The 14,088-nt window shown below is 57.5% G+C and carries 16 protein-coding genes; 7 read left to right on the forward strand and 9 right to left on the reverse strand.

Annotated elements, in window-relative coordinates:
- Positions 1-250 precede the first annotated feature (250 nt).
- From BN903_RS05980 to BN903_RS05985, 3 genes are all read left to right on the forward strand, one after another.
- On the forward strand, positions 251-1,195 hold the full coding sequence (locus BN903_RS05980) for a hypothetical protein (protein ID WP_369317832.1): 945 nt from the start codon (positions 251-253) through the stop codon (positions 1,193-1,195).
- 2 nt (positions 1,196-1,197) lie between these two features.
- Positions 1,198-1,536 (forward strand): hypothetical protein, encoded by a 339-nt coding sequence (locus BN903_RS17965; RefSeq protein ID WP_228841032.1) that lies wholly within the window; start codon positions 1,198-1,200, stop codon positions 1,534-1,536.
- A 1,216-nt stretch (positions 1,537-2,752) separates the two neighbouring features.
- Positions 2,753-4,030, forward strand: coding sequence for a Cdc6/Cdc18 family protein (locus tag BN903_RS05985; RefSeq protein ID WP_048076864.1), 1,278 nt, complete (start codon positions 2,753-2,755; stop codon positions 4,028-4,030).
- 90 nt (positions 4,031-4,120) lie between these two features.
- Here the strand turns inward: BN903_RS05985 and BN903_RS05990 are convergent, their stop codons facing one another.
- Positions 4,121-4,444, reverse strand: a complete 324-nt coding sequence (locus BN903_RS05990) for a hypothetical protein (RefSeq protein WP_048076865.1) — start codon at positions 4,442-4,444, stop codon at positions 4,121-4,123.
- A gap of 138 nt (positions 4,445-4,582) precedes the next feature.
- Between BN903_RS05990 and BN903_RS05995 the strand changes: the two genes are divergently transcribed.
- From BN903_RS05995 to BN903_RS06000, 3 genes are all read left to right on the forward strand, one after another.
- A complete protein-coding gene (locus BN903_RS05995; protein ID WP_048076866.1) occupies positions 4,583-5,509 on the forward strand; it encodes a MarR family transcriptional regulator in 927 nt (308 codons plus the stop codon).
- A 165-nt stretch (positions 5,510-5,674) separates the two neighbouring features.
- Entirely contained in the window at positions 5,675-5,872 is a 198-nt protein-coding gene (locus BN903_RS17255; RefSeq protein ID WP_195155729.1) for a hypothetical protein, read from the forward strand.
- Positions 5,873-6,032: 160 nt separating this feature from the next.
- The gene (locus tag BN903_RS06000; protein WP_048076867.1) at positions 6,033-6,464 is read left to right on the forward strand and encodes a TRAM domain-containing protein; all 432 of its coding nucleotides are present in this window, start codon (positions 6,033-6,035) and stop codon (positions 6,462-6,464) included.
- Between the two features lie 66 nt (positions 6,465-6,530).
- Here BN903_RS06000 and BN903_RS06005 read toward each other — a convergent pair whose 3' ends face one another.
- The 8 genes from BN903_RS06005 to BN903_RS06035 all read right to left on the reverse strand — a co-directional run bounded on the left by BN903_RS06005 (position 6,531) and on the right by BN903_RS06035 (position 11,699).
- A complete protein-coding gene (locus tag BN903_RS06005; protein ID WP_048076868.1) occupies positions 6,531-6,878 on the reverse strand; it encodes a DUF6788 family protein in 348 nt (115 codons plus the stop codon).
- 87 nt (positions 6,879-6,965) lie between these two features.
- Complete coding sequence (locus BN903_RS17260) at positions 6,966-7,121, reverse strand: hypothetical protein (RefSeq protein WP_195155730.1); 156 nt, start codon at positions 7,119-7,121, stop codon at positions 6,966-6,968.
- Positions 7,111-7,278, reverse strand: coding sequence for a hypothetical protein (locus BN903_RS17265; protein WP_195155731.1), 168 nt, complete (start codon positions 7,276-7,278; stop codon positions 7,111-7,113). The genes BN903_RS17260 and BN903_RS17265 overlap by 11 nt, the downstream gene beginning before the upstream one ends.
- A 400-nt stretch (positions 7,279-7,678) precedes the next feature.
- Positions 7,679-8,617 (reverse strand): ArdC-like ssDNA-binding domain-containing protein, encoded by a 939-nt coding sequence (locus BN903_RS06015; RefSeq protein WP_048076870.1) that lies wholly within the window; start codon positions 8,615-8,617, stop codon positions 7,679-7,681.
- A gap of 87 nt (positions 8,618-8,704) precedes the next feature.
- Complete coding sequence (locus BN903_RS06020; RefSeq protein ID WP_048076871.1) at positions 8,705-9,052, reverse strand: hypothetical protein; 348 nt, start codon at positions 9,050-9,052, stop codon at positions 8,705-8,707.
- 75 nt (positions 9,053-9,127) lie between these two features.
- Positions 9,128-10,129, reverse strand: a complete 1,002-nt coding sequence (locus BN903_RS06025; protein WP_048076872.1) for a DUF6610 family protein — start codon at positions 10,127-10,129, stop codon at positions 9,128-9,130.
- Between the two features lie 124 nt (positions 10,130-10,253).
- Positions 10,254-10,475, reverse strand: a complete 222-nt coding sequence (locus BN903_RS06030) for a hypothetical protein (RefSeq protein ID WP_048076873.1) — start codon at positions 10,473-10,475, stop codon at positions 10,254-10,256.
- 66 nt (positions 10,476-10,541) lie between these two features.
- Complete coding sequence (locus BN903_RS06035; RefSeq protein WP_048076874.1) at positions 10,542-11,699, reverse strand: hypothetical protein; 1,158 nt, start codon at positions 11,697-11,699, stop codon at positions 10,542-10,544.
- Between the two features lie 158 nt (positions 11,700-11,857).
- On the opposite strand from BN903_RS06035, the gene BN903_RS06040 reads away from it, so the two are divergent.
- Entirely contained in the window at positions 11,858-12,181 is a 324-nt protein-coding gene (locus BN903_RS06040; protein ID WP_048076875.1) for a hypothetical protein, read from the forward strand.
- Positions 12,182-14,088 lie beyond the last annotated feature (1,907 nt).

A 14,088-nucleotide genomic window follows, 5' to 3' on the forward strand; every position in this document is an offset into this window, starting at 1 on the left:
CCTCGTCCTTGTTTTTGCGGTACTCGTCTTCGTCGACCTGGGAGGAAAGAGATTAACCAACACGCCGCCGTCAATACGGGCGGATGTTGGTTAACACGGAGAACACGGGATTCAGGAACTATTCTCGGAAACAGGATCCAAACGGAGACTACTCGGGACTGTACCGGGATTGGAGGGGATCAAGTCGAGTTCCCTGAAACGCGGAAGCGACACGCAGCGGCTTATCGGGAAGGTAGACAACTAATCAAGTATGGGAGAACACACAACGTCGAACCGATTAGCGGTGAACCAGCCGACACGGGGCGCTGACCGCAACCAGGCCTTTGCTGACCAGGCCGATCCAGCTACGGACGAGATGCTGTTACCACAACTCGACGACGGCATCACGCTGCTCAATGTCGAGGGAGGGCGGGGCGTCCCGATCCTGCAGTCGCTCGTACTCGACCATCTCCTCCTACACGACGGGCCCGCCTTCTGGATCGACGCAAATGGTCACGCGACGACGACGACACTCGCCCAGATCGCGCCCAGTCAACGGTTGCTCAACCGAATCCACGTGGCACGCGGATTCACCGCCTACCAGCACTACGGCGCCGTCTGTGATCTCCCGACGGCAGTGAACAAGTCGATCCAGATGTCCACCACCGACGCCGGGGCGGCCGGTCAAGGGGAACCGAGTCGTGACGAGGACACGTCGCCCCACACACCCGCCCTCATCGTCGCGCCAGCCGTCGACGCCCAGTACCGCGCCGACGATACCCTCGGCGAAAACCACGCGAAAACCCTTCAGGCTCGAACTCTCGCCCGGTTGGCGACCTACGCCGAGGGGTACGACATCTCGGTGCTCGTTACGCGAAACGAGCGAAACGAATTCACCGAATCAATCGCGACGGTCGCCGACCACCACCTAGAGTGCGAGCAGACGCGGATGGGGCCACGGGTCGTCGGCGAAGACTTCGAGACGCTCGTCTATCCCGTCAACGACGGCGCGTACTACCAGACGACGTTCGCGTACTGGCGGCAGCTGCTCGCGGCACGCGCCACGCAGGTCGGCGTGGAACCGACGACGTCGGCGCCGTCGACACCGACCCCAGAGGGTGTCAGGACAGGTGTCACAGCTGACAGTGAGACGGTGGCGGCCACCGCGGACCCCTTGCTCGATGCGTGGACCGCGACCGGGACAGGAGGCCGATAGCGATGGGGCGCAAAAACCCAACCTACCGGGATGCGCTCCGGGCCATCGAAGAGCGTTGGGCGGAATTTCGCCGGGCACTGCGGCGTCGCGACCAGCCGCGATTTGACCAGCTGTTCGAGTACGCCCGCGAACACGCCGACGCGAGCGGGCTGTTGAACCACCAGAACCCGCTGCTGCCGGCGCTGCTCAGCATCGATCTCGAACAGGAGGCCCGCCTCGTACTACGAGACGCAGCTCGTTCGAGCCGTCGAAAGCCTGCTGTCACCACTCGGTTGGGATCGGACGGAGATTCGCCGGGAGCTCGCGGAAACTCGGGAAGCGAACGTGACTGCCTTTACTGATAGCGGAGATTAACCAACATCATCGAAGTGTGCTGCGAGTTATTGGTTAAGACGGAATCTAACCGTGCGGATTAGGGGTAGAGAGAATACATCGCCCACACACCCCTCGTCCAGAGTGAAAACTAATCAGGAGAGTATGGGAAGGTCCATGTGAAACGGAGGTTCGCGTAGAGAGAGTCGAACGAGAAGCACAAAAAGACGGCCAGAGACGGGTGAACACGGAAGGAACAGACCGGCAAACACGAGCGGCGGTTCGTAACTACCCGGACGAATACCGCTTTCGTCCTTCTAGTTGTGCTGAATACACTTGGGGAACGGTAAGCAGCAGGTAGTAATAAAGGTTCTAGGTAATACTATGTAAATTGGCATGTTTGGAAGATCGTCGGCTGTGTAATCACCGGCTTGTTAGAGTAGCTGTCTCACGTCCTGTAATTTCAGTGGTTTCCTCCTATTCTGTCCAACAGTTTTCGGCTGGGAAATCGGGACACTCTTGATGCTTTTCACTCTGGACGAGGGGTGTGTGGGTTCGATCCTGTCATTCGTGGATTGTGAGACGTTAAGAGAACAATCGACGTCTTGATGATTCATCTCCCAGCACAGCGTCCTTTTGGGAAGCGAGTTCCTGTTCTACCTCGGTACCCCGGAATCAGGAATCCAGATTCCGAGCGAACTGATTGCGCGCTCCGCGTTGGTTCGCTTGGAGATGTAGTCCTCGTTGTGGGAACATTCGATGGAATCACGCTATTCACTCTTAATTGGGGGTGCCGACACACTCTCGTCTCTACTAATTGACGATCAGATTCGACACTCATTCATCACGACCGGCGTTTCACTCTGGACGAGGGGTGTCTGCTGTGCGTCAGACACTCGTTTTTTATCGTGTTCTCTCAGGGAAATGATTAATTACCGCGTCCAAATTACACTCTGGACGAAGGGTGTGTTTTGAGGAAGTTCTCGGCTCACTAGGTGAAGGGCTATTCACTCTTGATCAGGGGTGTGGCAAACCCGCTTGAGTCCGGCGTTTTCACTCTGGATTAGGGGTGCCGGGCTACGCTGGTAGCTATCGCTCAGAATCCGATTTCACTCGGGACTGACTCGACTCTTGTGAGGCTGATACGGTAGAGACAAAACATCAGAAGACGACAATAGCCCGATTTACACTCTTGTCGAGGTAGCCAAATCATTAAGTAGGTTCCTCTCGCGATGTCTGATATTGATGGCTGAGGAACCGTCCCAACTCTCTGACTTCGACGGCCGCTACGAGGATCCCGCCGACGATCCCCTCTTTGACTTTGATGAAGATGATCCCGACCGAGCCAACATTTTCGCTCGAAAGGAGCTGCTGAAGGTGGGTCACGTCCCTGAAAGTGGACGTATCGTTGGCCGGGATGGCGAGATCAAGGCGGTTGCTGCTGAACTCAGGCCGATCGTCCGTGGTGATCCGCCCAACAACGTGATTATTTACGGCAAAACGGGAACGGGGAAGTCACTGGTTGCCCGTCACGTCACCGAACGAGCTCGCCGAGCTGCGGAGTCGAACGGGGTGTCCGTCGGCACGGTTTACGTTGACTGCGCACAGCACAACACACAGACGCGTGTTGCTAGGACAGTGACGCGGTCACTCAACGAGACGGAGGAGACCGACTTCGATATTCCACGCGCAGGGATTGGCAGCGGTGAATACTACGACTATCTCTGGGAAATTCTGGATACGGCCTACGAATCAGTCATCATCATCCTCGACGAGGTGGACCGCCTCGACGACGACGATATCCTCATGCAACTGTCGCGGGCTCGCGAATCGGGGAAAGCTGATTGCCACCTGGGCGTCATCGCCGTCAGCAACAAGATCGAGTATCGTGACCAGCTGAACGAACGCGTCAAGTCCAGTCTTCGCGAGGAAGAATTCGTCTTCCAACCCTACGACGCGAATCAGCTGCGCGAGATTATGAAACACCGTCGGGACGCGTTCCACGATAGCGTTCTCTCAGATGACGTGATCCCGCTGACGGCGGCACTCGCTGCCCAGGAACACGGTGACGCCAGGAAGGCTATCGAGATCCTTCGTCATGCCGGCGAGCTTGCCGAGCGAGAAAACGTCGACACGGTCGTTGAGGAACACGTCCGCGATGCTCAGGAATGGGCGGAAATCGATCGGTTCGAGGAGCTGCTACGTGGGTCGACGACCCAAGTCAAGTTTATCCTCTATTCACTCGCGCTGCTCACCGAAGAGAATCCAAACAAGGACGGATTTTCGACTAACAACGTTTACGAACGATATAAAGCGGCGACAGAGAAGGCTGATGCGAAGACGCTCAGCGAGCACCGTGTCTATGAGCTGTTGAAAGAGCAGGCGTTCCTCGGCGTCGCAGAATCAACTCGAACTGGTGGTGGCCGGGGTGAAGGCAGTTATCTTGAGCATCGACTGGTGCAGGATACTGGTATCGTGTTGAAATCCGTACTTCGGGACAGCCGGCTGGAGGATTTGGCCTAGCTCACGTTCAGGGGCTCCGTACACCCCTGGTCACGAGTGTATTTCTCGATACGACGGAAACGTGGGGTGGGTGTCTTCCCTCCTCAAGTTTTACTCGTCCGGGTTAACCGGCCCTTTGTACTGTGAGCGAATCTTCTCTCCATCCCGCCACTGCCAGTAGTAGTAGCGATTGTCGTTGATCTCCTTGATCGTGATCGTTGCCTTGGCAGGGACGTCGTCCGGAAGGTCGTCTGGTCGCTCCTCTACTGGTTCCTCGTCAGCCGACTCCTTGAGTCGGGCTTCACGTTCCTTGTGGTCGGCGAGTGCTTCGGCGTACGTCGCAATCTCCCGGAGCCGCTCCGGCTCCGACTCGTTGAGCGTGTTGACAATCTCCGTCGTCAGGGTCGCGGGTGGAGTCGGGGGTTCGTCGGACATCGGCTGCTCTCGTGTTAACCAACACAGCCCGATAACGAATAGTTTTGTTGGTTAAGACAGTCGGAGTGGTTTCTGCACCTGCTATTTGTAACACTACTCGAAACTTCTTTATAAAGCAATTTCGTACTATGTTACACCGTGCTCCGCCGTATCGAACTCGAGGTCCTCGCCACAGTCGACCGCGGCGACACGATCTCCGAACTCGCGACGAAGCTCGACCACAGCGAGAGCTACCTCTCCCGTACCGTCAGCGACCTCGTCGAGAAGGGGCTCGTCTACACGGAGCGCGACGGGCGGCGAAAACGAGTTGTCCCGTCGGATGCTCGCGCCGTCGAACGCTATCAGGATCTCGTCCGCCAGCACTCCCACATCGAGTTCCCCGAGCTGTTGACCGGCAAGGCCCTTGAGGTGCTGTACTACCTCGACCAGCCGCGAACCGTCGCCGAGATCGCCGACCGGAGCGACAACTATCGTAATACGGTCAACCGCGTCCTCAAGCGATTTTGCGACCGTGGTCTCGTCGGGACGGACGCCGGCCGCTATGAGTTCAACGCCGACTTCGACCGCCTCTACGAGTTCGCCCGTGAACTCGCGCACCATCTCCATCGTCACCGCCTCGAAGTCGTCGCCCAGAAGGGGACGATTCTCTGGGAAAACTACGACGAATTCCTCGCTCAAGCCGAGATGGAGATCAACGCAGACGAGTTCCACGAAACCGGCCTCGCTCGATTCGCGGCCTTCAACCTCCGGTTCCTGCTCACTGGCCATCGTTACTACTTTTACGATGGGGAACCCGATGTGGTCTCGCCGGCGGAGCTCTGCTGTCACACGCTGTTGATCGACGACGGCAGTCGGCACCGCTCGTACTGTCTCCTCCTACTCAGCCACGTCGACGTTAACGAAGACGATCTTTGCGAGCAAGCAGCGAAGTACGGACTCGAAGACGAGATTGATGCCCTACTTCAGTACCTTGAGACACACGGCGAGATCGAAGACAGCCATCTCCCCGAGTGGTCCGAGTTCCAGGAGCTGGCGGCTGAATACGAGGTGGATCTCCTCCAATGAGACCAACATTTGGACGCAAGGCTCTGTTGAAATCCTCTTTTTCAGATATATTCTTGCCCGAAACAGCCGGTCGATGAGAGCTGCGAATTGAATGATAACCCACTAATGGGTGTCAAAAACCAGTGAGTGCGAGTATTTATTGGAGTACAGGAATTGAATTATCATATGAAAATAGTCTGTATATTAAAACGCTGGAAGGAGGAGATCTCTCTTCTCTTTCTATGTGTCGGTTGGATTCTTCTTGGAGTTATTAATGGAGGGCTCTCTATTCCAAACACGCCTTACGAGGTTTCTCTCCTTGTGATGTTTCTCCTCACGTTTGGGATTCTGGTTCACAAGGTACGACAGTCAGCATCAGCCTGAGCAGTACTTCCTCTGTATTGACTACCCCGACCTGCTAGTTTTTCGAGAAGCTTCTGTTTGAGATACGCGCGTTCTCTTCAGCACACACTAGGTCACCATCTCAGAGCACTGTAAAACGCGAGATTTAGGTACTTTGGATAGCTTACGCTCGTGATACTTGATGATCGAAATTCCTGATTCGCTTCGCTCTGTATTCAGCGCTCAACTCGAAAAACGTGATGGGTCGTATGTCGTGGACGTTCCGGCGAGTGAAACCGAACACGACGCGCTTGCTGCCGGTGAAACGTACCGTATCGCGACCTTGGCGTCAGACTCCTCGACAGGCCAGAAGATTCAGCAAGAGCAACACCAATCGGCTGCTCAAGAAACAACTCCGACATCGGACGATCCTCCCGTAAATAAAGGCGAGGTTCGCGACGTAACAATCGAGACAACCGGTGATCAAGGCGATGGCATCGCGAAGGTTGAACGCGGCTACGTCGTGATTGTCCCCGGCGGACAACCCGGTGATGAGCCGACGGTCGAGATCGAGCAGGTCCAAGAGAACGTCGCGTTTGCCAGCATCGTCGAACAGGATTCACGGGCGCTGTAACGTCGGTTTACTGGGAACTATCTGTAGGGCCGGCGTCGTCGAAGTTCTGGCTGTCTCGACTCACGCTTACTCACTGCGTGGCTTGCCGACGTACTCTGATTTCATCGTCCCATTCTCACGATAGTAGCGATAGAGATACGGGCCGTGCATATCTGCGGGATTTCCGCTGGCGCACTTACAGCTGTCGTCGCCACAGGTGACCTTCTCTTTGACGACCGTTCCTTTCTCCGTATTATCGGGCTCGTCGACGGGCTCGGCTGTCTCAGGAAGCTCCTCGGCGGCAACCGACTGGTCGCGGTACTTGATGAGCGCCTCGATGTAGCGCTGTACCTCTCGGAGTGTTTCCGTATCCTGTTTCGGGAGTCCCTCCGCGAGATACTTCGGGAGCGAGGTGGGTGGTGACGGCTGTTCCATACCTTATGTAACAATTGGACCCTCTTTAGCGCTCGGTCGATACATAAGGCATTGAACCCGCTCCGCCGACTGTGAGCGCTTCAGCGATTACTCAAGATCGTAGGCCGCAATCTCGTGAGCGGCACACTGTGGACATTCCTCGACATCCTTCTCAACGCTGTATCCACACTGACGGCATTCGTAGAGTGTTTTCGATGACGGCTCGAGCCTGACAATCTGCTGGATGAACTGTTTACTTACCATTGATGGGATCAACGATTTCGCCACAGCTGGGGCATTCAGCCCACACGCCCGGTTCACCGCTAGCTGTTTCATACTCGATTATCGCGTGTCGATCAGTAACTGTCTCGCCGCAGAACGAGCAGGTGCCACGGACCGTCTCTGGATTATTGGGGGTCATTCTCACGAGACCGGAAGCTCTTTTCTGGGGGAGAGGGAGCGTGTGACACTATTTTGGAGCTGATTCGGTCGGTGAGACCGACTCAGCTTTGCTCCCTCAGCTCAGGATTAGAGATTCTGTGGCTTATACTTCGGGTGAGCGGAGTGGAAGTACTTCTTTCGGGCGGGTGCTTGACTGTGAGTCGTCAGTAACCATCACACAGCTGTGGTCACTAACGACAATGTGTCGGTACCTATCTCTCCTCACCGTTATATGTGGCTCTCTGCGCCCCGTGGAATACGCCCTTGCCAGAAGTTAAGACGCTCTTGATGAGGGTGAGAATGCGCCTCCGCCCCTCGCCGGGCACAGAGAAGTTAACCAACGAACGAGAGTAATACCGGCAATCAGTTGGTTAACCAGTTTAGCAAGCGGGCGGCTCTTCGAGCACGTCGATGAGCTCCTCTGCTGTCCGACTAATTCGACCGAGTCGCTCGCGAACAACCTCGGGATCGTCTGACTCCCAGGTTGCGAGGTAGAACGCCGAGCCGCTGGTGTCGAGCCCGCAGTACCGCCCAACGACGTACGCGACGGCTTCGGCCTCGACTTCGCGTTTCGCCCGCTCGGTGTCGTCGTCGACGTCGAAGTGGAGCAGGGTGTGCGCGTACTCGTGAACCAGCGTCCGCGCAAGGTCGGCCTCATTCTCCCGATCACGCACCTCGACACGCGGCTGGACGTCGATGAGACTCAGCTGCTCGCAGATGCCCTTCGCCTCACCGTGGGTCCACTCGTTGGCAGGAACGATTCGAACCGTCACGCCGATCTCGTCAGCAGCGTCCGTCAGCCGAGTGACGAGGTCGCCAGCGTCTCCAGTCGCCTCCGTGCCGAGGTCGGGAAGCGGTTCCCCCTCGGTCTGGGAGACGTCGAACACCGGCGCGGGCTTGAACCCAACTAGGCCCTCGGACCACTCTTCGGGCGGCGTCTCGTCGTAGTTACAGTCGCTGTCCTTGTGGTAGCCCGGTGAGTTTTCGCACTCTGGGCACTGCTTCGTGATGATCGGGGCCCAGATCCAGATGGCCGACTCGCCTTCCTGGACGTGTCGGTCAAACTCCTCCTGCCACGTCCGGTAGCCCGCGACGCGAGTCGCCTTGGGGCACTGCTGCTTGATGAGGAGCGTGTTTCGGTAGGAGTAGTCGTGGAAGCGACTCTGGACGTCGAGCCACTCCTGGAACTCCTCGCTAGCCTGCGCGTCGCCGACGCCGGCGACAAGCTCATCGATCCACTGTTCAATCGCACTGTTCATCTCGTTGTCTCGCGTGTCGGTCTCCTCGAAGGAGACCGACGAGTCACTAGTCGTAGCCATTGTGTTCACCGAATCAAGTTCACGGTGACTGCGTCTGTTCAGACCGCGCCGCACCCCTCAGGGGCGTTCAAAAACCGAGTCTGTCGGTTAGCGGAGTTCGTGATGTTCGTCCGCGAAGCCAACCGTGACGAGGTACTTGAGGAACTCGTCGAACCGCTCGACGTCGCTAGGCGTGTCGGTCGCAAGGTGCCGCGCCCACTCGATGGCCCACTGGAAGGCGGGATCCGTGCCGCCCTTGCCGTGAATGTACCACCACCGAGCCGCTTTCAGCACGACCAGTGGATTCGTCGGCGGGTGCTCGCTGGCGAGCCCACGGGTGATAGACTCGATTTCCTCGGGGACATCGTCGGGTTCGACGGTGTCTGATTGCGTGATGGCGATATCGACCGGGATGTCGTCGATGGAGACGTTTTCCGCACGCTGTTGTTGACTCACTGTGGATCACCTCTGGTTGAAGACTCACGAACGAGCCTCCGCCCTCTCTCGGGGCTCGAAAAACAGCACGCTGCGTTACGCCGGCGGGATGTAGACGCTTCGTTCGCCGGCGATTTCCTCTAGATTGTTCCGGTGACGGTGACGGAAGTAGCACTCGTAGCTGCAGTATCCACAGATTGCGCCGGTATCGTACTCGGCGACGTACGGACCGTGGCGAGTTCGCCAGACGTTCGTTCCGCACTCTGTACAGGCGGCGTGCCCGAGATCGGCCGGGGTTGGCCCTTCGTACTCGATGTGTACCCCTTCGTCTTGGGGTGTCGACTCGGGCCAGATCCCGTGGGACTTCCAAAACTCACGGATTCGGGCGAGGCTATGTCGTACCGTCTTCCGAATGGTGACGTGGTCGGCGTCGCGACCGCTGTCGTCCCAGCCGTTGGCCGTCCAGAACTCGCCGAACTGTGCGCCGCGATGGAGCCCGTTCCAGTCGAGGCCAACGATATCGGCTGGTGGATCGGCAGAGAGCGTTGGTCGGGTCAGCTGGCGGATGACCTCGAGTTGCTTGGGCGGGCTCCCGCCAAGGATGTGGACGCGTCGACCGCGCCAGTCGGCCGGGTCGGAGAATTCGTGCGCCAAGCGGTCAGCATAGCCTCGTGAGTAGCCAAGGACGAGGTCTTCCGGAATCGCGTCGATAACCGCTCGGGACTTTGGGACGATGATGAGATCGGTCTCTGGGTAGCTAGCCTGAATCCCGCGAGCAGCGGCGACGTGGGCGTCGACATCGTCGCGTTCGTAGATATCGCCGATGACCCCGACCTGTGGCTCGTACTCGAAGAAGCGATCGACGAATCGGTCCAGATCAGGGTTCCGGAAGTCGTTGTCGAGCATTCCGACGGGAATATCGAGATCTAGATATTGATCTGCCTGATATCCACAGTCCTCCCGAAACCCGGGCAGAAACCCGAGGGCTAACCCGTCAAGTACGAACGGGGCGCGATGAAGGAACGCAACTCTATCTACTTGTCTGGCGGTAGCGATTTCGCTATCTGTGCTAGTGCTTACACTCAGATCGGGGGACATGACTGGGCTCGCGAGGCCGCTGGTGGCTGCCCCGCGCCCCTTCTGGGGTCCCAAAAACGGGATCTACTCGATGTTAACCAACACAGGGTGGTAGATGGCTTCAAACGTTGGTTAAGACAGCCCGCTATCCCTCACTCTCACGCAACTCTTCGGCTTTCCACTGGAGCCGACGCAAAATCTGTGTCCGGTTCTGGTGGGCGTTCTCGTACGCGACGCACTCACGGAGTGTCTCCATATCTGAGATCGTCGCAATCCCGGCCTTGATCAATCGGTAATTCGGTGCTTCGAGGCGCTTCTCGGGAGGGAATGCGTCATCACTCCCATTGCTGTCCGCGGAGTTCTCCATCTCTATTGCCCTCCACCCCTTGAGGGAGAGAAAAACAGACTAGACGTCTACCCCGTCATCGCGGCCTCAGGCCATCGCGTCTTGGAACCGCTCGCGGAGTGTATCCTCACGCTCCTCGAACTGGTCGACCTTCTCCTGTAGGTCGTCACTGACCCGCTCGATGCTCGCGAGTGCGCGCTCGCCGGCGAGGGATGCTTGCGATCCGTCGTCGCTGTCGGCCTCCAACTGCTCCTCGTAGGCCTGCTCGACGCGCTCGATAGTGCCCTCCGGGTTGAACAAGATGTCGTTGGCGATCCGGACGTACTGATCGAGGGATGCGCCCTCCTTGCCCTGGAAGAAGTGGGTGAGTGCGTACGTCGCGCCGGAATGCAGCGTCCACATATCGATCTCGAAGGGTGACATCGCGTTTGCTTCTGCATCGCCGGCCGCGCGCTCGGCCAGGTAGTCCGGGAACCCCAGCAGCGTGTAGAACTCTGTGACGGTGAACGGGAGCTCTGAGAAGTCGAGCTCGATGTCCTGGGCGTCCCGGATGAACTCGAAGAGGTCGTCGGCGACGAGCTCGACCTGTGCGAGGAGCTCCTCCCACCAGGTCCGGAAGTTTCGGACGTCGCCGACGTGCTTGATGACCTCCTTGTCGGTGAGCGAGCGCATTGTGTTGGAACAATATCCGTCCTGAGCGAACCCCTCCACGTAGACGGCGTGCTCGCCGAAGAAGTCGTAGCCCGACGTGACGCCCATCGTGATCGGGTCCGACCGGCCGGGGAGACGCACTTCGAGGCCGTCGAACATGATGTCCATGTGAACCTCGCCACCGCCCCGGTAGCGCCGAATCTCACCAAACATCACGTCGCCTAGCGGCGTTCCGTCGATGGTCTCCTCGCGGAGGACCTCCTCTAAGGGGCCGTAGACATCGACCGGGTTGATAATCGCGTAGCTGTCCGTCGGGATGTGAAATAACGAGTCGATCTCTTGGTTGTCGTTTGCTTCTGCCTGTAACCGCGACGGCTCGACGAGTGCGTTGAATCGATTCGTTTTGACCCACTCATCGGTGAATGGGTTACGGTACGCGACTGCAGTGTCGATTGCTTGTGGAAGATTGCGAACGGCTTTACTGAAACTAACTGGCTCGGGACCGCCGTGCCGTTCAGCATACCACTCTGGGAGTTTGCTGTCGGTACGTCCATCGAGGCCTGCGAAGACCGTCGTTGTCTCTGGGTCTTTCATCGGTATATCTGCAGGCGCGGTGCGTTCTGAACTGCGCCTGCACCCATCGCTGGCGCAAAAAGACAAACCTCGTTAGAAGAGTGTCGTTACTGGTTGGTCTCCCGGGTCCGTTCAGTATAGATCGGGGATTTAGTAATCAGTGGGGGGTAAACGTCTGTATGGCCCTCCTAACACCGGGCAGTGAGAACGTGCTCGTTGGTGGGGTTCTTCTCCTTGTTGGATACCTCATCAAATATCGACGATGGACGTGGCTCATCAGTGAGGCAACTAGCCTTGTGGCGGCAGATGACGAAACGGCACCCGTAATTGCGAGTCTCATCGGGAACATCTCAGTAGTTATCGGTGCGATTCTGTTGATAATCGGATCCCTACAGGCTCTTAGGGTGGTGACCAATCTTCCGGACTGGGTGTTCCTCGGTATCCTCGCTGTGGCTACAATACTTGTTGCGCCTCAGCTGAGCTACAATCTTCAATCCGACTGAAAGCCTCGCACCGGACGTTCACCCCTGTTCGCATCAATTAGGGTGGCAAGAGGAGATTCCAGTACCGAAGAAACGCCGTCATGGCGACTAGGGCACCGGCGACAAGCGCATAATGGACGCACTTCACCAACGACCAGTCACCTGACCGCCACCGATCCACTACGAGTCCGACTGAGATAACCCCGACTACCGCACCGAAACACGGGAGGACGAACAGCATCCGGTAGAGGACAGATGGATCAGAGAGGAACCCGAACGTATCGAATGAGAGATAGAACATCGTCATAGTCACAAACGCAAGAAACGCTGTACTCCCAGCATAAACGGCAGCTTTCGACATGCTCTCCCGATCCTCACGAAGTGACGCAGCCCACTCCCGACGAGTTTCTCCGTCTTCACGGGACGGCGACCAGTACGTGTGCCCAGACGCCAGTCCGACCAGCGAGACACCGAAGAACAGGAGGTGTGTCGGTACTGACTCATTCCACTCGATGCGTTCTTGGGCTGTGACCGATCCAGAAATAAACAGGTGTGTAACCGACCCGTCAGTCGTGCCGAACGCAATTCTTCTCCCCGTATCTTCGTTCTGAAACACCAATGGCTCAACTTCGACCCACCGCGACGGGTCTTCCTCGTCGCCCGTGAGCAGCGCACCGCCCTCGGCGATTCGTATCTCTGTCGTCGGTGCCTGTAGCGTCGTGACAAGACTGTCGTGTGTCGTCTCGCCGACTTTGAGCGACCGGTATGTTCCCGGCAACTCGTTCGCGCGTGTCGGGAGTCCTGTGGTTTCCGGCACTACGGTGTCGTCCCCTGAGAAATACTCATCGAGTATTGTCTCTGGGATCGACTCTCTGGGGGCCGTGGCGTTCGCGCTGTTGAATGAGATAAAGAGTCCAAACCCAGCTTCTGGAACGAGGATCAGGTTGCTGTGGAACGTCGGCGTTCCGCCGTTGTGGCCGATCACGCGAACGTCAGCATCGTGTCGCTCAATGAATCCCAACGTCGTTCCTGCGAGTTCTTCGTGGTGAGTGAACCATTGACGCTGAATGAGATCGATGACCTCAGTGTTGAGTACCCGCTCGCCATCAACAACCCCGCTGTTCACCTGAAGCTGTATGAATCGGGCCATGTCAGCTGCGCTGGCTGAAAGAGCCCCCGCGGGTGAGATACCGAGGCCAGCAAATTTGGCGTCGAGTCCACCATCGTGCCCGGTCGCGTGAGCGGAGTAGAGTTCGTCTGAAAGTGGCTGGCGAAAACTACTCCTCTCCATGCCGGTAGGGTCGAGCAGTTCATCGTCCATCACGGCTGGAAACGGATCGCCGGCAACCGACGCAAGCACCTGTCCGGCGAGCGCAGCTCCGTGATTCGAGTACGATCCGAGGGTACCGGGCGCTCGAACCTGTGCCGGCATCGGCGCGAGATGTGACCGAAGGGAGCGGATATCGGCCGGATCCGCGTACCATGTCCCGCGGTTGGTCGACTCAAAACCGCCAGTGTGTGTCGCCAGATTCGCAAGCGTAACTGAGTCTTCCCAGTTAACCAAGTCGTCCTCGAGATACTCCGAAACTGGCGTTTCCAAGTCCACCTTGCCATCGTTTGCGAGCCGAGCGATCGTCGTCCAGACGACGGGTTTCGAGACCGATCCAACCCGGAAGGGCGTCGTCGCCTCCACGGGGGTCCCGGTCTCACGATCGGCAACGCCATATCCTCTAGTCATCGAGATCTTACCATCTCTGACGACTGCGACAGTTGCTCCGGGTATCTCGTACTCGTCGAGACTGTCGGTGACCAGTTCCTCAACGCGGTTCTCGATACCGTAATAACTTCGTATAGCATACATTATACGAAGTTATACGAGATTTAGGTACTTTGGATAGTCGTGGGAGGCAAGGCACACAGGGGATAGG

It is taken from the genome of Halorubrum sp. AJ67 (genome assembly GCF_000513435.1).

Coding starts and splice junctions, on each gene's coding strand:
- BN903_RS05980 (WP_369317832.1), top strand. CDS start 251: ATGGGAGAACACACAACGTCGAACCGATTAGCGGTGAACCAGCCGACA.
- BN903_RS17965 (WP_228841032.1), top strand. CDS start 1,198: ATGGGGCGCAAAAACCCAACCTACCGGGATGCGCTCCGGGCCATCGAA.
- BN903_RS05985 (WP_048076864.1), top strand. CDS start 2,753: ATGGCTGAGGAACCGTCCCAACTCTCTGACTTCGACGGCCGCTACGAG.
- BN903_RS05990 (WP_048076865.1), bottom strand. CDS start 4,444: ATGTCCGACGAACCCCCGACTCCACCCGCGACCCTGACGACGGAGATT.
- BN903_RS17255 (WP_195155729.1), top strand. CDS start 5,675: ATGAAAATAGTCTGTATATTAAAACGCTGGAAGGAGGAGATCTCTCTT.
- BN903_RS06000 (WP_048076867.1), top strand. CDS start 6,033: ATGATCGAAATTCCTGATTCGCTTCGCTCTGTATTCAGCGCTCAACTC.
- BN903_RS06005 (WP_048076868.1), bottom strand. CDS start 6,878: ATGGAACAGCCGTCACCACCCACCTCGCTCCCGAAGTATCTCGCGGAG.
- BN903_RS17260 (WP_195155730.1), bottom strand. CDS start 7,121: ATGGTAAGTAAACAGTTCATCCAGCAGATTGTCAGGCTCGAGCCGTCA.
- BN903_RS17265 (WP_195155731.1), bottom strand. CDS start 7,278: ATGACCCCCAATAATCCAGAGACGGTCCGTGGCACCTGCTCGTTCTGC.
- BN903_RS06015 (WP_048076870.1), bottom strand. CDS start 8,617: ATGGCTACGACTAGTGACTCGTCGGTCTCCTTCGAGGAGACCGACACG.
- BN903_RS06025 (WP_048076872.1), bottom strand. CDS start 10,129: ATGTCCCCCGATCTGAGTGTAAGCACTAGCACAGATAGCGAAATCGCT.
- BN903_RS06030 (WP_048076873.1), bottom strand. CDS start 10,475: ATGGAGAACTCCGCGGACAGCAATGGGAGTGATGACGCATTCCCTCCC.
- BN903_RS06035 (WP_048076874.1), bottom strand. CDS start 11,699: ATGAAAGACCCAGAGACAACGACGGTCTTCGCAGGCCTCGATGGACGT.
- BN903_RS06040 (WP_048076875.1), top strand. CDS start 11,858: ATGGCCCTCCTAACACCGGGCAGTGAGAACGTGCTCGTTGGTGGGGTT.